General features: G+C 37.7%; 21 protein-coding genes and 1 pseudogene. 9 read left to right on the plus strand and 13 right to left on the minus strand.

The window, feature by feature from the left end; genetic code table 11:
• The first annotated feature begins 3 nt into the window (after positions 1–3).
• Together G9C87_RS02670 and G9C87_RS02675 are read left to right on the plus strand one after the other, a co-directional pair.
• Positions 4–570 carry a phosphatase PAP2 family protein gene (locus tag G9C87_RS02670; protein ID WP_172277845.1) on the plus strand — a complete coding sequence of 189 codons (567 nt, stop codon included), beginning with the start codon at positions 4–6 and terminating at the stop codon, positions 568–570.
• Entirely contained in the window at positions 567–1,382 is an 816-nt protein-coding gene (locus tag G9C87_RS02675) for a tetratricopeptide repeat protein (protein WP_172277847.1), read from the plus strand. The genes G9C87_RS02670 and G9C87_RS02675 overlap by 4 nt, the downstream gene beginning before the upstream one ends.
• 2 nt (positions 1,383–1,384) lie before the next feature.
• Here the strand turns inward: G9C87_RS02675 and G9C87_RS02680 are convergent, their stop codons facing one another.
• Positions 1,385–1,858: a 23S rRNA (pseudouridine(1915)-N(3))-methyltransferase RlmH gene (locus G9C87_RS02680; RefSeq protein WP_172277849.1), complete on the minus strand. Its 474-nt coding sequence runs from the start codon at positions 1,856–1,858 to the stop codon at positions 1,385–1,387.
• 159 nt (positions 1,859–2,017) lie between these two features.
• Here G9C87_RS02680 and G9C87_RS02685 point away from each other — a divergent pair, with 159 nt between their 5' ends.
• From G9C87_RS02685 to G9C87_RS02695, 3 genes are all read left to right on the plus strand, one after another.
• Positions 2,018–3,040: a DUF4421 family protein gene (locus tag G9C87_RS02685; RefSeq protein ID WP_172277851.1), complete on the plus strand. Its 1,023-nt coding sequence runs from the start codon at positions 2,018–2,020 to the stop codon at positions 3,038–3,040.
• A gap of 2 nt (positions 3,041–3,042) precedes the next feature.
• Entirely contained in the window at positions 3,043–4,002 is a 960-nt protein-coding gene (locus G9C87_RS02690) for a YihY/virulence factor BrkB family protein (RefSeq protein ID WP_172277853.1), read from the plus strand.
• Between the two features lie 158 nt (positions 4,003–4,160).
• Complete coding sequence (locus G9C87_RS02695) at positions 4,161–4,304, plus strand: bacteriocin-like protein (protein ID WP_172277855.1); 144 nt, start codon at positions 4,161–4,163, stop codon at positions 4,302–4,304.
• A 53-nt stretch (positions 4,305–4,357) separates the two neighbouring features.
• Here G9C87_RS02695 and nhaA read toward each other — a convergent pair whose 3' ends face one another.
• From nhaA to G9C87_RS02710, 3 genes are all read right to left on the minus strand, one after another.
• Positions 4,358–5,545 (minus strand): Na+/H+ antiporter NhaA, encoded by a 1,188-nt coding sequence (nhaA, locus tag G9C87_RS02700; RefSeq protein ID WP_172277857.1) that lies wholly within the window; start codon positions 5,543–5,545, stop codon positions 4,358–4,360.
• Positions 5,546–5,547: 2 nt separating this feature from the next.
• Positions 5,548–7,758: a RelA/SpoT family protein gene (locus G9C87_RS02705; protein WP_172277859.1), complete on the minus strand. Its 2,211-nt coding sequence runs from the start codon at positions 7,756–7,758 to the stop codon at positions 5,548–5,550.
• 111 nt (positions 7,759–7,869) lie between these two features.
• Positions 7,870–8,232: a hypothetical protein gene (locus G9C87_RS02710; RefSeq protein WP_172277860.1), complete on the minus strand. Its 363-nt coding sequence runs from the start codon at positions 8,230–8,232 to the stop codon at positions 7,870–7,872.
• A 247-nt stretch (positions 8,233–8,479) separates the two neighbouring features.
• Between G9C87_RS02710 and G9C87_RS02715 the strand changes: the two genes are divergently transcribed.
• On the plus strand, positions 8,480–9,742 hold the full coding sequence (locus G9C87_RS02715) for a photosystem II stability/assembly factor-like protein (protein WP_172277862.1): 1,263 nt from the start codon (positions 8,480–8,482) through the stop codon (positions 9,740–9,742).
• Positions 9,743–9,796: 54 nt separating this feature from the next.
• On the opposite strand, the pseudogene acs reads toward G9C87_RS02715, so the two are convergent.
• From acs to G9C87_RS02760, 9 genes and pseudogenes are all read right to left on the minus strand, one after another.
• Positions 9,797–11,713, minus strand: a pseudogene (gene acs, locus G9C87_RS02720) (acetate--CoA ligase); the annotation flags it as partial.
• Positions 11,714–11,755: 42 nt separating this feature from the next.
• Positions 11,756–13,654 (minus strand): AMP-binding protein, encoded by a 1,899-nt coding sequence (locus G9C87_RS02725; RefSeq protein WP_172277865.1) that lies wholly within the window; start codon positions 13,652–13,654, stop codon positions 11,756–11,758.
• 78 nt (positions 13,655–13,732) lie between these two features.
• Positions 13,733–14,098, minus strand: a complete 366-nt coding sequence (locus G9C87_RS02730; protein WP_172277867.1) for a response regulator transcription factor — start codon at positions 14,096–14,098, stop codon at positions 13,733–13,735.
• Positions 14,099–14,107: 9 nt separating this feature from the next.
• The gene (locus G9C87_RS02735; RefSeq protein WP_172278326.1) at positions 14,108–16,801 is read right to left on the minus strand and encodes an ATP-binding protein; all 2,694 of its coding nucleotides are present in this window, start codon (positions 16,799–16,801) and stop codon (positions 14,108–14,110) included.
• Positions 16,794–16,988: a hypothetical protein gene (locus G9C87_RS02740; RefSeq protein ID WP_172277869.1), complete on the minus strand. Its 195-nt coding sequence runs from the start codon at positions 16,986–16,988 to the stop codon at positions 16,794–16,796. The genes G9C87_RS02735 and G9C87_RS02740 overlap by 8 nt, the downstream gene beginning before the upstream one ends.
• Positions 16,989–17,067: 79 nt before the next feature.
• Positions 17,068–17,295: a DUF6814 family protein gene (locus G9C87_RS02745; RefSeq protein ID WP_172277871.1), complete on the minus strand. Its 228-nt coding sequence runs from the start codon at positions 17,293–17,295 to the stop codon at positions 17,068–17,070.
• Positions 17,296–17,338: 43 nt separating this feature from the next.
• Positions 17,339–18,919, minus strand: a complete 1,581-nt coding sequence (locus G9C87_RS02750) for an MFS transporter (RefSeq protein WP_172277873.1) — start codon at positions 18,917–18,919, stop codon at positions 17,339–17,341.
• A gap of 58 nt (positions 18,920–18,977) precedes the next feature.
• A complete protein-coding gene (locus tag G9C87_RS02755) occupies positions 18,978–20,357 on the minus strand; it encodes a porin (protein ID WP_172277874.1) in 1,380 nt (459 codons plus the stop codon).
• Between the two features lie 203 nt (positions 20,358–20,560).
• Positions 20,561–20,977, minus strand: a complete 417-nt coding sequence (locus G9C87_RS02760; RefSeq protein WP_172277876.1) for a terminase gpP N-terminus-related DNA-binding protein — start codon at positions 20,975–20,977, stop codon at positions 20,561–20,563.
• Between the two features lie 158 nt (positions 20,978–21,135).
• On the opposite strand from G9C87_RS02760, the gene G9C87_RS02765 reads away from it, so the two are divergent.
• Genes G9C87_RS02765 through argC form a run of 3 tightly spaced genes read left to right on the plus strand, consistent with a single transcriptional unit; the run spans position 21,136 to position 23,952 of the window.
• A complete protein-coding gene (locus tag G9C87_RS02765; protein WP_172277878.1) occupies positions 21,136–21,825 on the plus strand; it encodes a GNAT family N-acetyltransferase in 690 nt (229 codons plus the stop codon).
• The gene (gene argG, locus G9C87_RS02770) at positions 21,797–22,993 is read left to right on the plus strand and encodes an argininosuccinate synthase (protein WP_172277880.1); all 1,197 of its coding nucleotides are present in this window, start codon (positions 21,797–21,799) and stop codon (positions 22,991–22,993) included. The genes G9C87_RS02765 and argG overlap by 29 nt, the downstream gene beginning before the upstream one ends.
• The gene (gene argC, locus G9C87_RS02775; protein WP_172277882.1) at positions 22,990–23,952 is read left to right on the plus strand and encodes an N-acetyl-gamma-glutamyl-phosphate reductase; all 963 of its coding nucleotides are present in this window, start codon (positions 22,990–22,992) and stop codon (positions 23,950–23,952) included. The genes argG and argC overlap by 4 nt, the downstream gene beginning before the upstream one ends.
• The last annotated feature ends 44 nt before the right edge of the window (positions 23,953–23,996 follow it).

A 23,996-nucleotide genomic window follows, 5' to 3' on the forward strand; every position in this document is an offset into this window, starting at 1 on the left:
CTGATGGAAGAAATCATTCAGGAAGATAAAAATGTCTTTTTATTTCTCAATAATTTGGGGAGTTCTTCGTTTGATCAGTTTTGGATGCTTATCTCCAGTACATGGATCTGGGTTCCGCTTTATATTATTTTTCTGTATTTTCTTTATAAAAATTACCAGTTAAAATCCTTAGTTTTTATTCTTTTATTTATACTTATAGGAACAACCGTGTCCGATCAGGTCGCTGGCATCTTTAAGCATGGAGTACAAAGGTTAAGACCTTGCCATGATCCTTCTCTTGAACATTATATGAGGATCGTAAAATGTGGCGGACAATTTGGATTTTATTCTGCTCATGCATCGAATACTTTCTTTTTAGCTACATATCTGAGTGTTTTATTAGGAAAAAAACTCAGATGGTTTCCTTATGCTATATTTGTATGGGCTGCAGTGGTTTCTTACAGCCGTATATATTTAGGAGTGCATTTCCCGATAGATATTTTGGTGGGGGCGTTTGTTGGACTTTTATTGGGAGTGATATTTAGTGCACTCGCGAAAAAAGTCATCAACAAACAAACGATAACCTCATGAAAAAACATTTATTACTTGTAGTATTAGCATTTACATTTGCTAATCTTTATTCCCAGGACGCAAAAACAGCGGAAGAATGCTTTAAAAAAGCAGATTATAAGTGCGCCGAAGAGCAGTACGCTAAATTAGCCGAAAAAGAACAGATTCAGAAATACCAGTCGGAGTACTACAATAATCTGGGGACTTCCCAAAGGAGATTGGGTAAAACGAGCCTTGCTCTTAAATCGTATGAAGCAGCTCTGCGGGCAAATCCAATGTCGGCACCAGTATATGCTAATCTGGCATCGGTAAACAGCCAAAAAGGAAATAAACAGAAAGCCCTTGAATACATTGATAAAGGATTACAGATTGATGCTGAAAATGTAGATATGTATTTGACAAGGTCTAAAATTTATGACAGCCAGGGAAAGAAAGAACTGGCTATTAAAGATCTGAACCAGATTTTATCTTTTGCTCCGGAAAATATTTTTGCAAGAACGGGATTGGCTAATTTAAAGAAGAATAATGGCGATCTTGACGGAGCATTAAAAGATTATAATCAGCTCATTTCTGAAAAACCGGAGTCTTTGTTATACAACGGACGTGCGGAAGTCTATTTAAAAATGAAAAAACAGAAGGAGGCTTTGACTGATATCAATAAAGCTATTTCCATAGATCCGAAATTTGCTCAGTCCTATGTAACAAAATCTCTGATTTTGTTTGACGGTGCCAAGCCGAAAGAAGCTTGTGTCAATCTGGAGAAAGCTGTTGCTTTGGGATACGAAAAAGCAATTCTTGCAGATCATTTTGAAAAATGTCCTCCCGCCAAGTAAACTTAATCGTTATGATAAGGTTTTCCCTGTAGAATCTGATCTGCACGATATAATTGTTCAACGATAAATAACCGGATCATCTGGTGGGTAAATGTCATTTTAGATAATGACATTTTTTCGTTGGCTCTGGTATATATTTCCTCAGAAAACCCATAGGCTCCTCCGATTAGTATGTGGATCTTTTTTACCGACAAATTCATCCATGTATCTATTTTCTGAGAGAATTCCCTGCTGGTAAACTGTTTTCCTTTTTCATCGAGAATAATAACGAGATCATTTTTATCTATATAATTCATAAAAAGCTTTGCCTCTTCTTTCTTCAGAAGATCTGAAGAGAGATTTTTGGCATTCTTAACATCAGGGATTTCTGTTATTTCAAAATTCCAATGTTTAGGAAGGCGGGGAATATAATAATTGATCAAAGAATTAATTTCTTTATCATCTGTTTTACCGATACAAAGTAAACTTATTCGCATAGGATATAATCACATTTAGGATGACAAAGATATTCATAAATTAAGGAATTTTACCGGGTTCCTATGATACATTTTACCCTTCGCTACCAACCGGTGTAATTTTCCGGTTCATTATCAAGTCTAAAAAAATCTGTATTTTTACGGAGCCAATATCACACGATGAAAATACAATCTATTCCTTACTTATTTTTATATTTTCCGTTAGCTTCTTATGGTCAGGAAGTTAATGAGTATAATAAGAAGTACAGGGAAGATAATAATACAATTTCTCTCGTTGCAGGCGTAAGCTACCTTAACAATTCCTTTGGACTTCGCTATGAAAGAGAAATTTTCAGGCTAAAACCAAATGATTCTTTTTACACTGAGCTTTTTCTAAGGTACAGATGGCTGGATACCAGTATTTCATTTACACCTAAACTGATTAAAATAAATAATGATGATGATATCAAGGGGAAAACGAAATATTTCAATGTGAATTTTGCTTTTTTCCTGAATCCAAAGCTACGACAAATGATAGGTTATAATCAGATCAAAGGGTTGTATTTCCGGGATACCAGGAAGTATATAGATCTTTTGTTAAATGGTTCAGACGAAAGTATCAAGGATGCATATATTCAGTTTCCGGATGCTAATTACAGGTCTTTTAAAGGGGAGACAAGTTATTTATGGGTCGGAAGTAAAGAGAACTACAGAAGCTATACTAATATGACTTATAAGCCTGCTAAAAATGATTTTGTCGTTATTACAGGTCTGTTTTATCAGTATAATATATTGAAAGATTCCGATAGGGCAATATACAAGGGAGAAGTGATAGGAAGCGGGGAAGAAGGTTCTGCCACGAAAGATATAAGGCTGGCATTAAGAACAGGTGCAGGAATACAAAGAGTGATCGATAGTAATTGGTATGCGGTGGTTGAATTTTATCCTCAGCTTTATTATTCAAAGCTGATTGATGAAGACTTTCATGAATTTAATATGGGAATGAATTCCAATGTAAGGATCGGATATGATAACGGAAAATGGTTTGTTGGAGCCGGTACTCAGCTTAACTGGGTAAATAGTTCAAATTCGAATTTGTATTCATCTACACAATGGCAATTCAGGGCTGGAATTGGTCTGAGGTTTAATGCGCCACAAATAGTCAACAGAAATTTTGATAAAATAGATAATATCCTGAAATAATTATGAATATAAAAACACCTAATTTTATCCTGAAGATTCAGGAATTCTTAGATGATATCCATATCCCGCTCCTGGGAATATCACTGTGGCAAATGTTTCAGATTTATATTTCGGGTATTTTTAAGGATAAGATAGGAAGAAAGGCAGCCGCTATTTCATGGAGTTTTACCATCAGTTTATTTCCGTTTCTCCTTTTCTTGCTTTCCGTTTTACCTTATATGCCGCATTATGATAAGCTTCATTTTTATATTTTTGAAGTGCTGATTCACAATGTTTTCCCTTCCAATATGGAAACTGATGTTAGAGGCTATATTGAGAAAAGTATCATTCCCAATATGAGGGGAATCAGTAATCTAACCATTATTCTTGCCCTTGTTTTTGCTACAAACGGGACTTTTTCCCTTATCAATGGATTCAATGAAAATTCAGAAGAAAAGCTGAGTGACGTAAAAGAGTTTATTCTTTCTTTTTTTATTACCATAGGCTTTATCACTATAGTTTTTTTAGCCCTTTTCGGAGTCTATTATGTAGAAGTAGTTTTAAAACTATTTACACCTATCCATAATGTTTCCTGGCTGGTGAATAACCTTTCTAAGATTATTGGATTTGTGTCTTTTCCTCTTTTTTACTTTATTTTATTAGCGATGTTTTACTGGTTGGGAACAGTGAAGATTGCCAGGTTCAGGCAAGCGGTTCCTGGGGCTATTTTAACGACCGTTCTTTTTGTTCTCACTACTTACATATTTGCTATTTATGTAAAAGATATCGCCCGTTATAATGTTCTGTACGGGTCCATTGGAAGTATGATTCTTTTAATGGTATGGGTAAATGTGAATGTTTATCTGCTATTATTTGGTAATGAACTTAATATGGCTATCAGAAAACTCAGGATAGAAAAATTACTGGCTGATGAACTCCGAAAAGAAGTGCAGGCAGATCATTCCCCGAACGAAAAAGACTAATCTGAATTCTCTTCAATCAATATTGTATTGATTCAGCTAATATTTTATTTATGGGTCAATTAAAAATACCTGATTATATTTTTTCGTATTCATTTTTATGGTAATTTAGTGACTAGTAAGAATTTGAAATTCTTGTACAAATACCAAATTAATTTATTATGAAAAACATCAAAAAATTAACGAGAAACGATTTGAAAATCGTAAAAGGAGGATTAGCATGCAGAACCGGGGATGATTATTGTCCGGGAACGACCTACTGCTGTAACGGACTATGTAAGATATCCACTTACATTTGCCCGTAGTACAATAAAAAAGAGCACTGAAAGGTGCTCTTTTTTATTTTTATAGTTAGCAATTATTCATCACTATCGTCGTCGATAAATTTATTCTTTTTAGCACTTAGGCTTAATATAATTACGCCTAAAATAGCTGATAAAAACGATGCAATCAGGATTGCAAATTTGGCTTCATCCTGGATTTCAAATTGCTCTTTAAAGGATAGTAATGCTATAAAAATAGACATCGTAAAACCAATTCCTGCAAGAAAGCCTACCCCCAGCATATGCGACCATGTGCTATTGTGTGGAAGTGAACTTATTCTAATTTTAATGGCAATAAATGAAAATAAATTGATCCCGATTAGTTTTCCCAGGACTAAACCACCGATGATCCCTAATCCCAAAGTACTTATCAACCCTTCTGCCATTCCGCTGTGAAAGGCAATATTGGTATTTGTAAGGGCAAATATTGGCATGATTAGAAAGCTTACAGGTATATGAAGATGATGCTCTAATTTTTCCAAAGGAGAAATTTGAACATTGGATGCATTGGTAGGAATAGACAAAGCCAGTAATACTCCTGCGATGGTAGCATGAATTCCTGAATTGTGAAGAAAATACCACAAAAATAATCCAGGGATAATATAGAAAATAAGCCTCGTCACTTTTAAAAAATTCAAAAGAAACAAGAAAGCGACAATTCCGAAAGAGATCAACAAATAGATCCATTGAATCTGATCTGTATAAAATATGGCGATAACTAAAATCGCTCCCAGATCATCAACAATAGCCAGAGCAGCTAGGAAAATTTTAATGGAATTAGGAATTTTACTTCCTAGCATGGAAATCAACGCAAGCGAGAAGGCTATGTCTGTAGCCATCGGAATTCCCCATCCATTGCTGAATTCTGTTCCTGAGTTGAACAGGGTATAGATGGTTGCGGGAACAAGCATTCCTCCGACTGCCGCAAAAATCGGAAGAGAAGCATTTTTAAAAGATGAAAGCTCACCTTCCACCAGTTCTCTTTTTATTTCGAGGCCTACCAAAAGGAAAAAAATAGCCATGAGACCATCATTGATCCAGATATGGATCGGATATTTCAAGTGAAAAAGATGAGTGCCTATTTCATAGTGGAGAAAATTCTGAAATCCTTCTCCTAAGCTCGAGTTAGCAATTAATAAAGAAATCGCTACACAAAAAATAAGGATGATACCCGAAGATTGACTGCTGTTGAAAAATTTTTTAAAATAAATAGATAAATTCATGCCTATGATTGTAATCGTCTCACCCTTGAAACTCCGTTAATATTTTTAAGTTTTTTAAAGGTTTCTTCCAACTGACCTTTATTTTTAACCTCAAGAATAATGTTACCCATAAAGACGCCATTATTGGATTCTATGGAAAGACTTTTCATATCCATCCCCATAGTGCCACTGATTACGGCGGTAATGTCGTTAATCATTCCCATCCGGTCTAAACCTTCAATTTCAATTTTAACCCTGTTTTTAAAGCTTTCAGCATTAACCCATTTGGCTGGAATAACCCGGTAATCATACTGTGCCCTCAGGTTAATAGCATTCGGACAATTATCACTATGCACTTTTATACCGTCTGAAATCGTAATGAATCCAAAAATTTTATCTCCCGGAATTACGGTACAGCATTTTGCATAACTATAGTTTAACTTTTCTTCGTCTTTTCCAAAGACGATCATGTCCAGGTTTTGCTCCTTTGGTTCTTCATAATGAACGTTTTTGGAAGGAGATTTTCTGAATCTTGAAAGTAAATTATTGAATACATTTTTACTTTCGATGTATTTTCTAAGACTGCTTACATCCAGTTCATTGCTCTGGAATTTTAAAAACAGTTCCTGTGATGTTTTTAAGTTGAAAAACTTCTGAAGTTTATTGACTTCCTCATCATTAAAATTAATTTTAGCGTGACGAAGTTTTCTTTGTAAAATTTCTTTTCCTTCTTCTACCAGCTGATTTTTTTGTGAATTAAGATAACTCTTAATCTTGGATTTTGCCTTGGAAGTAACTACGAATTCGAGCCAGTCCGATTTAGGCTTTTGATTCTGGGAAGAAAGGATATCTACCTGGTCTCCGTTTTGAAGAACATATGAGATTGGAACCAGTTTTCCATTGATCTTGGCTCCTAGGCATTTCATACCCAAATCAGAGTGTACAGAGAATGCGAAGTCCAGTGCCGTAGCGTTGGTTGGCAGAATTTTGATTTCTCCTTTGGGAGTAAAAACGAAAACCTCTTTAGAATATAAATTGAGTTTGATGTTATCCAGAAGTTCGGAGGTAGAAAGATTCTGCTGCTGTTCTAAAACATCCCGGATCTCTGTTACCCATCTTTCAAAATTTCTGTCCTCACTGCTTTGCTTGTATCCTTCTTTGTATTTATAATGTGCGGCTACCCCTTTTTCAGCAATTTCGTCCATCCTTTCTGAACGGATCTGTACTTCAATCCATTTTTTATCCGGTCCAAGGACAGTAAGGTGTAAACTTTCATATCCTGTAGAACGGGGCTGTGTGATCCAGTCACGCATTCTTGAAGGGTTACTGTGGTATACATCCGTTACAATTGAATAAATTTTCCAGGCCAGGAACTTTTCATTTTTTGCATCTGATTTGTAAATGATCCTGATGGCATAATTATCAAATACCTCCTCAAAAGAAACTCCTTGTTTGAGCATTTTCCGGTAAATGGAAGAAACTGCTTTTGCACGGCCTTTTATACTGAAGTTTAATCCTTCCTCTTTGAGCCTTTCGGAAACTTCTTTTTTGAATTCTTCAATATATTTTTCCCGGTTTTCCTTGGCTAATTCTAACTTTTCAGTGATCTCATTGAAAACTTCCGCATTATTATACTTTAATGAAAGATCTTCAAGCTCGGATTTGATGTTGTATAATCCCAGACGGTGGGCCATGGGAGCGTAGATGTACACGGTTTCAGAAGCAATTTTCTTTTGCTTATCCGGGGCCATGCTTTCCAGTGTCCGCATATTGTGAAGGCGGTCTGCGATTTTAATCAGTATAACCCTGAAATCTTCCGATAGTGTGAGCAATAACTTTCTGTAGTTTTCAGATTGTACAGAAATGTTCTGATGATTCATGATGGATATTTTGGTTAATCCATTCACGATATTGGCTATTTTTTCCCCAAAGATCTTCTTGATATCTTCGTAGGTATAGTCGGAATCTTCAATCACATCATGCAGCAGTGCACAGGCTATTGATGTAGCTCCAAGACCTATTTCCGTTGCAACAATTTTAGCTACGGCAATAGGATGGTAGATATAGGGTTCTCCGGATTTTCTCCTTTGATCTTTATGAGCATCTAATGCAATATCAAATGCCTTTCGGATGAGTTTATTGTTTTCTTCATCCAAAGTCCTGTAAGTATTAGAAATCAGGTCTTTATATCTTGCCAGTATTTCTTTGTTCTCCCGTTCTAAGTCGTAGCTCATTTGTGTAAATCCCGTATAATTAAACGAAAATACGAAAATTTTCCCAGTTGTCAATGACAAAAAATCCGCAGAAAGATCTGCGGATTTCCGGTTATTAGATTTTAGTTTTTATTAGAATTTTACTTCTGAATCCATGCCATTGCTTGAACCCTTGATTTTAACGTCGGGACTGTTATGGATTTCAGCTTTATTTCGTGCGTCAATATATCTTTTTATGTTATGGTAGTCTGCTTGTTCTATTCCCATATTCTCAAATAAATAAGTTTTTACCACAGCATTTTTATTAAAAACGTTCCTGGCATTATCTGCCTGATCTGTATCTTTTACTGCAACACTTGCAAGATATTGTGAATTTTGATGGTCGTTGAGATAAACAATATAATCTGAATCTCCGAAGCCTGAGCTTTCCAGGTCCGTTTCAAGCTTCTTATAATCACTGTGAGATTGAAATAATCCGGCTAATATTTTTGTCATGATCGTGTGTTTTAAATTTGTACTTAAAGGTAATAATTAAATTTCAAATTATTTGAATAAAATTCAATAAAATTTGATTTATATTGTTTTATCTATAATTAAATGTTAAAATATTTGATGATTTCTATCAATCAAATGTTTGAACTTAAAAGTCCGTTAGTCGTTGATAGACAGTATCATGAATTATTAAGAAGTTTATTGTATACTTATCTCAAAAACCTCAAATTTGTTTTTAAAATTAATACCAATGAAAAGAATTTTATTTACTCTTATTCTATTATCATTCTTTCTGCAGGCTCAGCAATATAACTGGACCGCATTCTCTTATCCTCCCGGAAATGGGGGAGGGCGGTATGATGATGTGTTCTTTCTTAATGAAAATTTAGGATGGGCAGCCCGGGGCGGCAACGGAGCTGTTTTTAAGACAACAAATGGTGGTACCAGCTGGACACAGCAAATTGTGAGCACGACACCCAATGAATACTATAGGAATATTGAATTTTTAAATGAAAATGTAGGTTTTCTAGGGACATTGAATAACAATTTTTATAAGACAACGGACGGCGGAGCTACATGGCAAAGAGTTAATAATATTTCGCCATACCCGCAAGGAATCTGTGGTCTGGATTGTGTGGGTACATCCACTGTGTACGGTTGCGGAGCATGGTTTTATCCTGCTTATATTATCAAATCAACAGATAGCGGTATAACATGGCAGTATATGGATATGTCCGCGTATGCTACCGCCCTGGTAGAAATTACTTTTATCAATGAAAACGTTGGTTTCGCATCCGGAAGTGATGATGATGGTGCCGTTATTCTCAAAACGACTGATGGAGGAGCAAGCTGGACAAAAATATATAACAGTAATATTCCTTTTGAGTACGTCTGGAAAATGCAGCTTCTGGATAATAATAAAATATTCTGCTCTATTGAAGCAGAATCTCCTAACACAGGAAGGTTATTGAAATCTTTAAATGGCGGACTTACCTGGGAAACAAAGGATTTTCCGGATACTTTTGTTCAGGCTGTAGGCTTTACTTCACCAGACCATGGGTGGATGGGTGGTCATAATACAGGATTTTATGAAACCTTTAATGGTGGGGAAACCTGGACGGACACAGGAGTAGGCGGTACTTTGAACAGGATATTTTTTGTTAACAGTAATGTGGCATATGCTGCTGGTACCGGTATTTATAAAATGACTGTCGGTAATCTTGCAACGCAGGAAACTACCAGAGAGAATCAGGAAAGGAAACTTCAGATCGATGTAGCTCCCAACCCTGTTAAAGACAAGCTGAATCTCAGTATTCATTTTTTACATTCCGATCATATCATTATCGGGCTGTATGACACATCAGGAAAGTTCATTACAGAAATTCTGAAAGATGATATCAGTGGGAAAAGGCTGAAAAAATATTCTTTGGATTTTCATTATCCTAAAGGGAATTATCTACTTAGTGCACATTCCAACCTCGGTAGACAAGCTATAAAAATTATCAAAGAATAGAGTTGATAAAAAAAGGCGCAGGTAAATCCTGCGCCTTCTTATTAATGATAAAGATTAGTCTATTCTTTCATTTTTAATTTCGTCTACAATTTCCGGATTTAATAACGTAGAAATATCTCCGAAGTTGCTGAAATCTCCTTCGGCAATTTTTCTAAGGATCCTACGCATAATTTTTCCTGAACGTGTTTTTGGCAATCCTGAAACGAATTGTATTTTATCCAGTTTAGCGATCGGTCCGATCTGATCGGCAATAAGCTGGTTGATCTCTTTTTTAAGGTTTTCCCTTTGTCTGCTTTCTCCGGTTTCTTTTAAAACAACATACCCGTACAGAGCATTTCCTTTGATATCATGAGGATATCCCACAATTGCAGATTCGGCAACGGCAGGATGCTGGTTGATGCTGTCCTCAATAGGAGCCGTACCTAAATTATGTCCGGAAACAATGATTACATCATCTACCCGGCCTGTAATTCTGTAATATCCAACTTCATCTCTTAAAGCACCGTCTCCAGTGAAATATTTTCCGGGAAAAGCGGTGAAATAAGTTTCTTTGTATCTCTGGTGGTCACCCCAGATGGTTCTTGCAATTCCAGGCCATGGAAAACGGATACAAAGATTTCCCGTTACCTGGTTTCCTGTGATTTCATTCCGTTTATCATCCATCAGTACCGGTTGAACACCAGGTAAGGGAAGCGTTGCATAGGTAGGTTTGGTAGGCGTTATAAAAGGTAGAGGGGAGATCATAATTCCTCCCGTCTCGGTCTGCCACCAGGTATCCACAATAGGACACTTCTTTTTACCCACATGGTCATTGAACCAATGCCATGCCTCATCATTAATGGGTTCTCCTACTGACCCGATCACCTTTAACGAACTAAGGTCATGTTTATCTACCCATTCGGCACTTTCCTTGGCCAGGGAGCGAATAGCGGTTGGTGCTGTGTAAAACTGGGTGATTTTATGCTTCTCAATAACCTCCCAGAATCTATCCGGTTCAGGATATGTAGGAACACCTTCAAAAATAACTGTAGTGGCTCCGTTTAGCAAAGGCCCGTAAAGGATGTATGAATGTCCCGTGATCCAGCCGATATCTGCAGTACACCAATAGATATCATTTTCCTGGTAATTGAAAATATTTTTAAAAGTATACGCGGTATAGACCATATATCCAGCACAGGTATGGAGCATTCCTTTTGGTTTTCCGGTAGAACCTGAAGTATAAAGAATGAAAAGGGGATCTTCGGCATCCATGATTACCGTAACAAAATCAGGAGAAGCTTTTTCATAGAGTTCAGACATCCAGTGATCTCTGCCTTCTTTCATTTTGATCTCATTGTTTGTTCTTTTAACGACCAGGACATTCTCAACCGTAGTTGTTTTTTCAAGAGCTTCATCAACGATACTTTTAAGGTCTAGCACTTTATTTCCTCTATAGCTGCCATCGGAGGTAATTACTAATTTCGCTTCACAGTCATTGATCCTTGAAGCTACTGCATTGGCTGAAAATCCTGCAAAGATTACTGAATGTACCGCTCCTAATTTTGCACAGGCGAGCATTGTAATTGCCAGTTCAGGGATCATAGGAAGGTAAATGCATACACGATCACCTTTTTCAATGCCCATATCCCTTAGGACGTTAGCTGTTTTGTTAACTCTTACGTACAATTCACTATAAGAAATATGCTCAGCTTTTTCTTTAGGATCGTTGGGTTCCCAGATAATAGCCGTCTTATCTCCTCTTTCATTCAGGTGCCTGTCGATGCAGTTTTTGGTAATATTTAATTTTGCGTTCTTAAACCAGGTGATTTTTGCCTCGTTCATATCATACTTAACTACCTTACTCCATCTCTGATACCACACAAAATTTTGATCGGCTATTTTATCCCAGAATTTTTTAGGATTTTTAATAGATTTTTTATACTCCTCAAAATAATGTGGTAAATCTTCTATTAAGTAATTTCTCATATCCCTTTTGTTTTTGAAATTTGAATTTTATTGATATTAAATGTATGTCTAATTTGTGAATTTTGCCCTGTAATTAACGATTTTTTCTTGTATTTCCTCAATGATCTGATCGTCGTCTATCGTTGAGGGAACCTGAAATTCTTTTCCATCCAGAAGCGTCCGGATAAGTTTTCGCAGGATTTTACCTGAGCGTGTTTTGGGTAATCGTTTTACAACCATGGCATTCTTTAAGAATGCGACTGCTCCTATCTTCTCCCGTACCATTCGTACAATGTCTTTTTCAAGATCTTCCTCTGAAATCGTGGAACCGTTTTTTAATACTACAGTGGCAAAAGGAACTTGTCCTTTCAGCTCATTATCGATTCCTACTACGGCGCATTCCGCAACTTCCGGATGGGAAGCGACAATTTCCTCCATTTCCGAAGTGGAGAGCCTGTGTCCTGCAACGTTGATAACGTCATCCACTCTTCCGGTGATGAAAAAATATCCGTCCTCATCCTGTATGGCTCCGTCTCCGGAGAAGTAATATCCTTTATATTGTGATAAGTAGCTGTTCTGAAAACGTTCTTCATCTTTCCATATTCCGGAAAGTGCACCTGGAGGCAGGGGAAGTTTGATCACCAGGTAGCCTTCCTGATGAGGATCGAGTTCAAAACCATTTTCATCGAATATTTTAATGTCATACCCCGGAATAGGCTTTCCTGCTGCTGCTCTTTTAATGGTATAATGATGATCAAAAGTCATCAGTCCCAGCATCGGCCAACCCGATTCCGTCTGCCACCAGTGATCAATGGCGGGTACTCCAATGTGTTTACTAAACCAATCCAGGGTAGCCACATCACACCGTTCGCCTGCCAAAAATTGCTTTTTAAAATGCGATAGATCGTATTTTTTGACGAGCTCCCCGTCCGGATCTTCTTTTTTTATGGCTCTGATGGCTGTAGGAGCGGTAAACATGGCGGAAACCTTATATTCTGAAATGATGCGCCAGAAAGTTCCGGCATCCGGAGTCATGATCGGTTTGCCTTCAAAAATGATGGTCGTGTTTCTGTTTATTAAAGGTCCATAAACGGAAAAACTATGTCCCACCGCCCATCCGAAATCGGAAGCAGCCCAATAGGTTTCTCCAGGCTCAATACCATAAATATATTTCATTGAGAACTTCAGGGCTGTTGCGTAGCCTCCCGTATCTCTTGTTATTCCTTTGGGTTTTCCTGTTGTTCCTGAAGTATAAAGAAGATAGAGTGGGTAGGTAGATTCCACTGCAACAGGAGAAACCGGGGAAGACTTCTGGGTGAGTTCTTCATAATCGATCAGGCCGTCAAACATCTCATCTTCATTATCAACCAGTTTTCGGTTGTAAACAATGATGTGATCCACTTTGTCCTGAGCCAGCTCAATTGCTTTTTCTACCAATGGCAGATAAGGAATTCTTTTGGCGATTTCTACTCCTGCAGTAGCGGTAATCAAAGCTTTAGGCTTGCAATCATCAATTCTTACCACAAGTTCATGCGGGGCAAATCCTCCGAAAACAACATTGTGAATTACTCCAATCCGGGCACAGGCCAGCATTGCAAAAAGGGTTTGTGGGATCATCGGCATATAAATTACAGCGGTATCTCCTTTTTTTAATCCTAAAGAAGCAAGTCCGCCGGCAAATTTTGAAACCTCTTCCTGCAGTTGCCTGAATGTGTATGTTTTTTTCTGGTCTGTAACAGGAGAGTCATAAATGATAGCGATCTGATCTCCAAAACCATCTTCAATATGTTGATCTATACACAGATAAGACATATTAAGCTGCCCATCCGGATACCATTCCGGATAGCGGTCTGTATCTCCCGAAAGAATTTGTTGAGGAAATGTATACCAGTTTATTTCCCGGGCTTGTTCCTTCCAGAAATTTTCTTTGTCTTCGATACTTCTTTTAAATAAATCTTCTGCATTCATATTAATAATAGTATTTCGTGTTTTTTTTGTTTTGTGATAGTCCGCAGTCTTGTATCTGGCTTCTCCAAGCTTTTATTCTCAGTTATCCAATAATTCCTCAATCTGCTGTATCAGCTTCTTGATAGAGTAAGGTTTTGTAACATAGGCATCAGCTCCCATTTCGAGGCCTTTTTCAATGTCTTTTGGATTGTTTTTGGCACTCAGGAAAATAACTTTTGTATGTTTCAGCTGTTCCTGTTCTTTAATGGCTTCTAGGGTGCTGTATCCGTCAAGATTCGGCATCATAATATCCAGAAGGATAACATCGGGAACCATGGTTTTAAGAAAATCCAATACCTCAGTACCGTCTCTGGCGATGAATACGTCATAGCCGTTTTTTTTGAAACTATATTCCAGAGACATCAGTATTTTATGTTCATCATCTGCAATGATTATTTTTTTCATAATGTGTTTTTAGTACTGTTCGACTTCATCTTTATATATATTTTCCGGAAGGCTTATGGTAAATATTACTCCTGAGCTTTTGTTTTCAGCGTAGATTATACCTCCGTGGGCCTCAATAATCTGCTTTGAGATGGCAAGCCCAAGCCCGCTTCCTGTTGGTTTTAAAATATTCTGATTTTTGGACTGATAAAATTTATTAAAAATCATCTCCAGATCTTCTTCAGGAATAGGTTTACCCGTATTGAAGATAGTGATATTTAAGGCATTTTCATTTTTTAAAAAACGGGTTTGTATCTCTCCCTGCTGATCTGCAAATTTCAAAGCATTTCCAAGGATATTCTGAAACAATTGGATCATTCTTGCTTCATCGTATTCAAATACGCTTTCTGTGAGAAGATTGGTTTCACTAACCTGGATATCTTTCTGCTGGATCAGGTGAAGGATAGGATTTAATGCCTTCCTGTAGGTTTCTGTGATGTCGTTTTTCTTTATCGTAAGGGCAATTTCTCCATGTTCAAGCTTATCAAGATAAAGAATGTCATTGATGATCTCACTTAAACGATCGGATTCCGTAATAATATTGTTTAAAAATTCTCTTTTGATGTCCGGAGGGATATCATCGTCATCGGCTAGAATCTCTCCCGCAGAACGGATGGCCGTGATAGGAGTTCTCAGTTCATGTGCGACGGAATCCAGGAAATCGTCCTTTTGACGGTCTTTAATTATTAAACTTTCATTAGCTACGGTAAGTTCTTCAGAAAGTTGTTTAAGTTCTTTGGATTTTTCAGTCAGTTTTTTGTTGAGTGTAATATTCTCTTTTGATTCTTCGAGGATGTTCAGAACTTCCTTTAAAGAAATTTTATCTTCTTTCGTTACGCCTTCGATGAGAATCTTGGCAGAAGCGGTTCCTATTCTTCCTGCCAGAAGGTTTTCAGAGAATTTTATAAACCTCGAATCTGCTGTTTCGGTTTGAGAATCGATGTTGTATTTTAAATTAAATATCCTTAGTGCCTGTTCTGTTTTCTTTTTTCCTAAAAATCGTTCCAGGATGTTTTTTATATCCGAAACATAAGCCGTACCCCGCCAGATAAAGGCGTTTTCATGGTTTTGAATATATTTATCAACATCCACATACAGCTCGGCAAAGTTTCGTTCCCTGTAATTTCCTTTTACGCTGACTGAAATTGTAGTAAATAGCCCGGTGTTTATTAAGATTGACCAAAAGAAAATTTCCGGGATCTTACTTAAGTAAGGAATCCTGAAAAAATCAAAAACAGTATACATATCTCTCAATACTCCTTTGAATTCCTGATTGTAAGAAAAATAATACTGTGGGATAATCAGACCGAAATAACAAATGGCCAGCCCGGCAAGAAGCCCTATTACTGCACCTTTATAGGTTCCTCTTCTCCAGAATAAAGCTCCGAAAAAGGCAGGTGCCAGTTGGGCAATAACAACAAAAGAGATCAGGCCCACTGAATCCAGGGATGTTTTAAGGATAAAATACTTGTAAAAGGCAAAAGCCATTATGATGAGGGCAAAAATACTTATCTTCCTGATATTCGTTATGCTTCTTGTGTTTTGAATTTCATTTTCAGATTTAAATTTTCCCAGTAAACCGTAAGGAATGATGAGGTTATTGGAAAGCATGATGGATAATGTGATCGCGGATATAATGATCATTGAAATACAAGAACTCAGTCCTCCAAGGAAAACAAATACTGTGATTAAAGTGTTGTCAAAATATTGAGGGATCAGGATCGAATAGAATTCAGGATTTACATTCTGTCCGTTAAATAAAAGCCTGCCTCCCCAGGCAATTGGAAAAATGAAAATGGTAAAAATTAAAAGATATAGAGGGAAAAACCAAATGGCGGTTTTGATGTGTTTTTCCTGCCTGTTTTCTACGATGGCTGTATGAAACTGTCTTGGAAGGATACAAATAGCTGTTGCAGAGATCATACATAAGATCATCCAGTTCAAAGCACCTTCAATACCATTGAATGTATTCTTTTGTTTGAAATCTTCGAATTTGCTTGCCTTTTCATAAATGTCTGAAAATCCGTCAAAGGCAAAATAAATCACAAATAATCCAAGGATGATAATGAAAAACAGCTTTAGAAAACTTTCCAGGGCAATAGCGGATATGATTCCAAGGCGTTTTTCTGAAGCATCCACATATCTTGTTCCGTAGTAGGAGGAAAATAAAGCAATCAAAACCACTACGAAGGTTGCATTATCGGTTAAAATATTTTGAGATACCGGAGTTTTCGTAACCAAATGGAAGGTTTCTGATATGGCTTTAATCTGTAAACCTATATAAGGGACGATTGCTAAAAGGCAAACGATGGTAATAACGGCACTAAAGCTTCTGCTGTTTCCGTAGCGTAGCGAAATAAAATCAGCGAGACTGCTTATTTTATTGATTCGTGAAATTCTTACGATTCTTGTGTTGATAAATATCCATGCAGGAATAATGACAATAGGTCCTACGTAGATGGGAAGGTAGTTGAGTCCGGTAGTGGCAGCAACGCCAATACTCCCGTAATATGTCCAGGCTGTACAGTATACTGCTAAGGATAATGCATAGATGTAAGGATTGTTGATCCATAACTTGCTTTTTTTCTTTTCTGCCAGGTGGGCGACCACAAATAGAAGGGCCAGGTAAAGCAGGACAACAACAAATAAAGCAAAACTACTCATCATATTTTTTCACGATTATAAACGATATGATGATCGAAATCATCCAGACGGCGAAGATGTAGATCAAAATCACGGGATAGCCAAAAGTATCTTTTTCACTGTTGAATAACAATGAAATAGGAATGCTGAAGAGAGTGACTAATCCAATGCTTAGTATGATCAGTTTTTGTTCGTGTCTTTTTTTCATACATGATGATGGATAAAAGACAATTGATGAACAGATCCTTTGTACAGATTGTTCACCAATTATCATTCATCATTAATAATTATATTTTGTCGTCAGAATATTCTCCGGTTAAGGCGTAATATCCAAAGACTGCCAGTCCTCCGGAAATAATTGGCATCAAAACAAAAAGGATGATGATGCCAAAAACAAGGTCTTCTTGCTTTCCTGAAGTGATTTTTGGAATGCCCAAAACGGTGATCCCGAAATATCCTACAACCAAAGCAATTAAAATCCAGAGGATACCTAATATTTTTTTTAGTCCGTTCATTTTAGTAGTTTTAAAATTAATAAAAATTTGACTGATTCAGTGGTTAATCGTGGATATTATTGTTCTTGCTCTTAAGATAAAATAATCCAATGAGTAAACACACGGCTGCAACACCGATAGGATACCATAACCCCTGAAGATACCATGAAGGATGTCCTGCCTCTTTTCCTGTGGTTACAAGGTAAGTGGCTACTGCAGGTAATAGTCCTCCAAATACACCATTACCAATGTGGTAAGGCAATGACATGGAAGTATAGCGTATTCTTACCGGGAACATTTCTACCAGGAATGCTGCGATAGGACCATACACCATAGTTACGAAGATCACCTGAATGAACACCAGGAATATCAGGTACCATTTGGTATCGTCACTGAGCTTTAAGGACTGTGACACCTTAGGTTCCTCGATCTTTCCGTCTTTTATAACGGGGCCGTTTGCCGACCAGTGTATAATACTGTCTTTTTTTATTAAAGTTCCATCCGTAAAGAGGGTTTCCTTATGGAAAGTGATCAGGCTGTCGTTGGCAATATCTTTATGGATTTTTGCTGTTCTCTTTTCACTGATGCCGTTGGAAGCTATGGTTTTGCTTTCGAGATTAACACTCTTGTACATGCTGTTGTAAATCGGGCGGTAAGCTAAAATGGCAACCAGCATCCCGGTCATCATAACGGCTTTTCTGCCCAGTTTATCCGAAAGCCATCCGAAAAATACGAAGAATGGTGTGCCTAAAAATAGTGCGGTGGCCATTAATGAATCAACCTGAGCAGATTCTACATTCATTACTTTTTGCAAAAAGCTCATGGCATAAAACTGTCCTGTATACCAGATGACACCTTGTCCCATTGCGGCTCCGAACAATGCCAGCAGGACGAATTTGAAGTTGTATTTATTTCCGAAACTTTCTTTTAACGGATTTTTTGATGTTTTACCTTCACTTTTGGCTTTAGCAAAAAGCGGTGATTCCTTCATGTTTTTTCTGATGATGTAAGAGACACCTACCATTAAAATAGAAATCCAGAAAGGAACTCTCCATCCCCAGCCGTCGAATTCCTCTGCAGAAAGGGTGTTTTTTGTTATTAAAATAACAATCAATGAGATAAAAAGTCCGGCGGTAGCGGTGGTCTGGATCCATGAAGTCCAATAGCCTCTCCTGTGGGGTTGGGCGTATTCTGCAACGTAAGTTGCTGCACCTCCATATTCTCCTCCCAGGGCCAGTCCTTGTAATAATCTCAGGATCAGAACCAGAACCGGAGCCATAAATCCAATGGTTTCATAACTGGGAATACATCCGATAAGGAAAGTGGAAAATCCCATGATCAGCAGGGTGACCAGGAAGGTGTATTTTCGTCCGATAATATCTCCTAATCTTCCGAAGAACAGGGCTCCGAAAGGTCGTACAACAAATCCTGCGGCAAAAGTGGCCAGGGTAGATAAAAATGCTGCGGTAGGGTTGTCTGCTGGAAAGAATTTTGTTGCCAGCACAACAGCTAAACTTCCGAAAATATAGAAATCGTACCATTCTATCAGTGTACCGAGTGAAGATGCAGTAATAACGCTCCATATGGTTCTGTTCTTCTGCTTATCGGTCATATTTTCATAGCTTTCATGATGGTTTTCGCTCATATCACTTGATTTTGATGTTAATTAATTTTTTTTTATGCGGGTTTAAACGAGTCTGTCATTATAAATAAATCTGAAACTGAACAATGAACTCGCCTTTGGATTTTGGACGCTCAGTAGGGTTGGTATAAACCGGTCTGGTGGAGTATTGGGTTGTTATTTTGGCGTGATGTCCGTCTATAAACCAGTTGGCTCCAACGTCAAACTGTGAAGACGACTTGTCGAAGGCTTCAAAGTTTTTATGGGTATATGCTGCAAACGGCTGAATTCTGATTTTAGGTTTTTCTGCTTCATTGGGAAGTAATAATCCGGCTTGTGCATAGATAATATCACCTGTTCCGATCGTTGGCTGTAAGTTTCCAGGTCCGGCAATTGCCTTTTGTCCTGTAAAGTTAGGATCAGCTGCTGCGATATTCATAGTCCCCAGGTTTCGGATATAATTGGGGCCGAACTGATAATTATAATATCCTGCGTAGGCAGAAACTGCCATTTTATGTTTGGCATTTCCCAAAGGGATATCTGCAAAAGCATCAACTGCTAGAAGAGTGATGTCGTGCTTTTCGATATTTGAGTTTACGGAAGTTCTGGTTCCGTCCGCCTGATGATAAAAGCCGGCTCCTACATTAAACACTTTCTTTGTTCCCAGATATGATCCAACTTTGAAAGGAAGGGTATTGGACTCTTCGTCCAGAAACTGATATTCTACGTATCCGGCTTTTGAAAAGCTGGGATTTCCGTTATTATCTACTGCAACGGCTTTTGAAGGATCGGTTACATTTACAGGAACCAGATCTGTAGCGAAGGGTTTGTTTAAGCTGAGGCGGTATTCAAGTTTTCCATACTTTCCTTTGGCAAACATACCCAGTTGTCTTGCGAACTGATCAGAGCTATCGATTAACGGCCACGAAAATATCGGAGAGTCGAGGGTTAAAAAATTGAGGGTGGAGGCCATAGTCATTCTGGAGAGTCCCATATAATAATGCAGCCCAGCTCCTAATGTTAAAGTAAATTTTCCTGCTTCTCCCGGCATCAGGACTGCATATTCATTCCATGCATCATGGAAAAAAAGCTGTGTTTTTTTGCCATTTCCGTTTCCTCCTGTTCCTGTTGTACCCGGCGCTCCTCCATTGATGAAGGTTTGGTTATTGATGCCGAAGTGAAGGAGGATCATATATCGCTTAGTAACCTGGGCGTACGTTAAGGCACGGAGTCTGCGGTTCCCTACATTCCAGGTATTGTCTGTGGGTTCTCCTCCGACCAAACTTCCCGGGTTCATTTGTGAGTTCCTTAACCAGAACTGATCCCATAAAATAAATCTGACGAATTTATCTCCTTCAGGATTAAGGTTTATTTTTAATCCGTTTCCGTAGTCGGGAGATCCCTGGGAGTATAATGTATTGCTGATTAAAGCTAATCCAATAAAAGTGAGTATTTTCTTCATAAATTATCAATTTTTTGGCGTTAATTTTGTGAAAGCCAAATTGGAATTAATAATTTATTTAGAGAAATTTAATATATATTAATGGTAAGTATATAGTTTTGTTATAAGTACCTGTTTGTTAGTTGAAGCTGAAGCTCGGAATAGAGAGTTTCATTTCCTGATTTTGCAAATAGGTGATTTTATGATTCCTTCTTTTTGTCTGTTTACTTTTTAAACCGTTCCCACTTGATCAACATGTATTTATCTGCGAACTGTGTGATGATCAATCCTGAGTTTTTAATATTGTCTTCATTGGACATGTATTCGATCAATTCGTTTTGCTTCAGGATTTTATATACGGGATGGAATTCGGAATGCGGCGGCCGGGTGATATTGTATTTCTTGATCCATGAGCTTATGGTTACATGAGAGACACCGATAATCCTTTCTATTTCGCGGAAGCTTAATCCTTCGAGGTAAAGCTGAAGGGCTTTGGTAACGTAGTAGTCATCGATCTGCTTGCCTATTTTTTTTACGGTGAAATAATAATTGCAGGATTTGCAATGAAATCTTTGTTTCTGGTTGATCACCCCACTTTTTACAAGATGGGTGCTATTGCATTTAGGGCATTTATTTTCCATGTATAATATTTTAGCAAATATATAATAATTTAGCAAAATTGTATATTTCAAATAAGATATATTATCTTGTAATAATCATTTAAACAAAAAAAATATCTTTTTAATTTGGTTATTAAAGTTATTATGCTTTAAATTTGCCAAAAAATTCAGATAAATAAATGGAAATAGAAATTTCCTCATGCGAACATTTAATGTATGTGAGTGAAATACAGCAGGAAATGTATGATTCTGCACAACGGAGAGGAACGGGGATCGCAAAACGTTCCATAGAATATTTAAGTAAGAAGATTTCAGAAGGCAATGCCGTTGTTGCTACTGAAAACGGGGAATGGGTAGGTTTCTGCTATATAGAGACCTGGTCCCACGGTCAGTTTGTGGCCAATTCGGGGCTGATCGTTTCGCCAAAATACAGGAACAGGGGTGTTGCGACCCTGATTAAAAATAAAGTATTCCAGTTATCAAGGGATAAATTTCCTGCGGCTAAGGTTTTTGGATTAACAACCGGGTTGGCTGTCATGAAAATCAACAGCGATTTAGGTTATAAGCCCGTTATTTATTCTGAGCTTACTCAGGATGAGGAATTTTGGAATGGTTGTAAAAACTGTGTGAATTACGAAATTTTAATGAAAAAGGAAAGAAAGAACTGCTTATGTACAGCAATGCTTTTTATTCCTTCCAACAATGATATAAAGGAGGTGAAAAATAATGAACCTCAAAATAAGGATAATGATGAAGTAAATCAGGATGGGCTTTTGTCTTCGGGGCAGATTACATCCGGTGGATTGCATTATACGAACAATAATACGAAAAAGAAGATCGATGAAAAAGAAAGTAATCTTAGCGTTTAGTGGTGGTTTGGATACCTCTTACTGTGCCAAATATCTTAGTGAAAGCCTGGGATATGAGGTGTATGCAGTAACTGTGAATACAGGAGGTTTTTCAAAAGAAGAAGAAAAAGAACTTGAAAACAGAGCCCTGAAATTAGGGGTAAAGGAATACAGGTGTATTGACGCTCAGGAAGATTACTATAATTCATGTGTGAAGTATCTGATCTTCGGAAATGTATTGAAAAATAATACTTATCCGCTTTCCGTAAGCGCTGAGCGTACCATTCAGGCTCAGGAAATTGCAAAATATGCACTGGAAAAAGGGGCGGATGCTATTGCTCATGGAAGCACAGGAGCGGGAAATGACCAGGTTCGTTTTGATCTGATTTTCCAGGTAATGGCTCCCCATGTTGAGATTATCACGCCGATCCGTGATATGGCACTTTCGAGAGAAGAGGAGATTGAATTCCTGAAAAGTCACGGATATGATATGGAGTTTCAAAAGGCTCAGTATTCTGTTAATAAGGGGTTGTGGGGGACTTCTGTGGGTGGAAAGGAGACGCTGACTTCCAGAAATAACCTTCCGGAAGAGGCCTTTCCGTCGCAGATCAAAGAAACCCAGTCATCTGAACTGGAAATCGAATTTAAAAACGGTGAAATTACAGCAGTAAATGGGGAGAACTTCAGCCATCCTGTGTATGCTATCCAGAAAATAGAACAATTGGCTTCTGCTTACGGTATCGGAAGGGATATTCACGTAGGGGATACTATTGTCGGAATTAAAGGAAGAGTAGGATTTGAGGCGGCTGCTGCATCTGTGATCATCAAGTCCCATCATTTATTGGAAAAACATACTTTATCGAAATACCAGCAAATGATGAAGTCGCAATTGTCCGACTGGTATGGGAACTGGCTGCATGAGGCATTGTTTTTAGATCCTGTGATGAGAAATATAGAATCTTTCCTTACTGACTCTCAGAAAATGGTAACAGGAAAAGTTTTCATCACTCTTTATCCTTACAGATTTGTTTTGAACGGCATTGAATCTGAACATGATCTGATGTCTGATCAATTTGGAAGTTACGGAGAGGCAAACAGAGCATGGAGCGGAGACGATGTAAAAGGGTACACAAAAATTGTAAGCAATTCCCTGAATATTTACCACCAGATTAACGGCGTGAAAATATGAAAACGGTAGGAATTGTAGGAGCTAACGGATATACCGGTAGTGAATTGGTGCGCCTGTTGGCTTTTCATCCCAATATTGAATTGAGTTTTTTATATAGTCGTTCTAATTCGGGTACAAAGATTTCTGATCTGTACCCGGATTTAGCGACGGTTTGTGAAATGGATTTAACGGACAATCCTTCGGCTGTAGATATTCTTTTTTTGTGTCTTCCTCATAAGGAAAGCCAGAATTGGCTGAATCAGAATGCTCTTACAGATGAGACGTTGGTGATTGACCTGGGAAATGATTTTCGTTTGGATGGTGCTTTCGGAAATAGAAATTTTATCTACGGGCTTCCGGAAATCAATAAAAAAAATCTTTGGGGGGTAAAAAGTATTGCCAACCCGGGATGTTTTGCAACTGCTATCCAGCTGGCTCTACTGCCATTGGCTGAAAAAGGACTTTTGAGTGATGTGTATACAACAGGAATTACCGGATCGACAGGAGCCGGACAGTCTTTACAGGCAACCACTCATTTTACCTGGAGAAATGATAATATTTCTGCATATAAAACACTTAGCCATCAGCATGTAGATGAGATTTTGCAGCAAGTGAATTCTTTTAACAATAAAGACGTAAGCCTGAATTTTGTTCCCTGGAGGGGAGATTTTACAAGAGGGATTTTTACCAGCTCAACGGTTAAATCAGACCTGGAGCTTTCAGATATTGAGACATTGTACAGGAAGTTTTATGAAGATGCACCTTTTGTAAAGGTGAGTGAGAAAGCAATTGATCTCAAACAGGTTATCAATACCAATCGCTGTGTGATTCATATTGAAAAGAATAATAATGTTGTTGTTATTCACTCAGCGATTGATAATTTGTTAAAAGGAGCTTCCGGACAGGCTGTTCAGAATATGAATATTGCCATGGGATGGGAAGAAAACCTGGGATTGGATTTGAAACCAATAGGTTTTTAAATACATTCTTATAAAAGTAAAATGGGGAGGGTGGAATTGTAAAA

Origin of the sequence: Chryseobacterium sp. LAM-KRS1 (assembly GCF_013184525.1) — a bacterium.
Taxonomy (GTDB): Bacteria; Bacteroidota; Bacteroidia; order Flavobacteriales; family Weeksellaceae; genus Chryseobacterium; species Chryseobacterium proteolyticum.

Excerpts from the sequence above, each read along its gene's own strand:
- G9C87_RS02670 (WP_172277845.1), top strand. The coding sequence starts at position 4 with ATGGAAGAAATCATTCAGGAAGATAAAAATGTCTTTTTATTTCTCAAT.
- argC (WP_172277882.1), top strand. The coding sequence starts at position 22,990 with ATGAAAACGGTAGGAATTGTAGGAGCTAACGGATATACCGGTAGTGAA.
- G9C87_RS02755 (WP_172277874.1), bottom strand. The coding sequence starts at position 20,357 with ATGAAGAAAATACTCACTTTTATTGGATTAGCTTTAATCAGCAATACA.
- nhaA (WP_172277857.1), bottom strand. The coding sequence starts at position 5,545 with ATGAATTTATCTATTTATTTTAAAAAATTTTTCAACAGCAGTCAATCT.
- G9C87_RS02685 (WP_172277851.1), top strand. The coding sequence starts at position 2,018 with ATGAAAATACAATCTATTCCTTACTTATTTTTATATTTTCCGTTAGCT.
- G9C87_RS02675 (WP_172277847.1), top strand. The coding sequence starts at position 567 with ATGAAAAAACATTTATTACTTGTAGTATTAGCATTTACATTTGCTAAT.
- G9C87_RS02735 (WP_172278326.1), bottom strand. The coding sequence starts at position 16,801 with ATGAGTAGTTTTGCTTTATTTGTTGTTGTCCTGCTTTACCTGGCCCTT.
- G9C87_RS02715 (WP_172277862.1), top strand. The coding sequence starts at position 8,480 with ATGAAAAGAATTTTATTTACTCTTATTCTATTATCATTCTTTCTGCAG.
- G9C87_RS02760 (WP_172277876.1), bottom strand. The coding sequence starts at position 20,977 with ATGGAAAATAAATGCCCTAAATGCAATAGCACCCATCTTGTAAAAAGT.
- G9C87_RS02705 (WP_172277859.1), bottom strand. The coding sequence starts at position 7,758 with ATGAGCTACGACTTAGAACGGGAGAACAAAGAAATACTGGCAAGATAT.
- G9C87_RS02690 (WP_172277853.1), top strand. The coding sequence starts at position 3,043 with ATGAATATAAAAACACCTAATTTTATCCTGAAGATTCAGGAATTCTTA.
- G9C87_RS02725 (WP_172277865.1), bottom strand. The coding sequence starts at position 13,654 with ATGAATGCAGAAGATTTATTTAAAAGAAGTATCGAAGACAAAGAAAAT.
- G9C87_RS02765 (WP_172277878.1), top strand. The coding sequence starts at position 21,136 with ATGGAAATAGAAATTTCCTCATGCGAACATTTAATGTATGTGAGTGAA.
- G9C87_RS02695 (WP_172277855.1), top strand. The coding sequence starts at position 4,161 with ATGAAAAACATCAAAAAATTAACGAGAAACGATTTGAAAATCGTAAAA.
- G9C87_RS02710 (WP_172277860.1), bottom strand. The coding sequence starts at position 8,232 with ATGACAAAAATATTAGCCGGATTATTTCAATCTCACAGTGATTATAAG.
- G9C87_RS02745 (WP_172277871.1), bottom strand. The coding sequence starts at position 17,295 with ATGAACGGACTAAAAAAAATATTAGGTATCCTCTGGATTTTAATTGCT.
- G9C87_RS02680 (WP_172277849.1), bottom strand. The coding sequence starts at position 1,858 with ATGCGAATAAGTTTACTTTGTATCGGTAAAACAGATGATAAAGAAATT.
- G9C87_RS02730 (WP_172277867.1), bottom strand. The coding sequence starts at position 14,098 with ATGAAAAAAATAATCATTGCAGATGATGAACATAAAATACTGATGTCT.
- G9C87_RS02740 (WP_172277869.1), bottom strand. The coding sequence starts at position 16,988 with ATGAAAAAAAGACACGAACAAAAACTGATCATACTAAGCATTGGATTA.
- argG (WP_172277880.1), top strand. The coding sequence starts at position 21,797 with ATGAAAAAGAAAGTAATCTTAGCGTTTAGTGGTGGTTTGGATACCTCT.
- G9C87_RS02750 (WP_172277873.1), bottom strand. The coding sequence starts at position 18,919 with ATGAGCGAAAACCATCATGAAAGCTATGAAAATATGACCGATAAGCAG.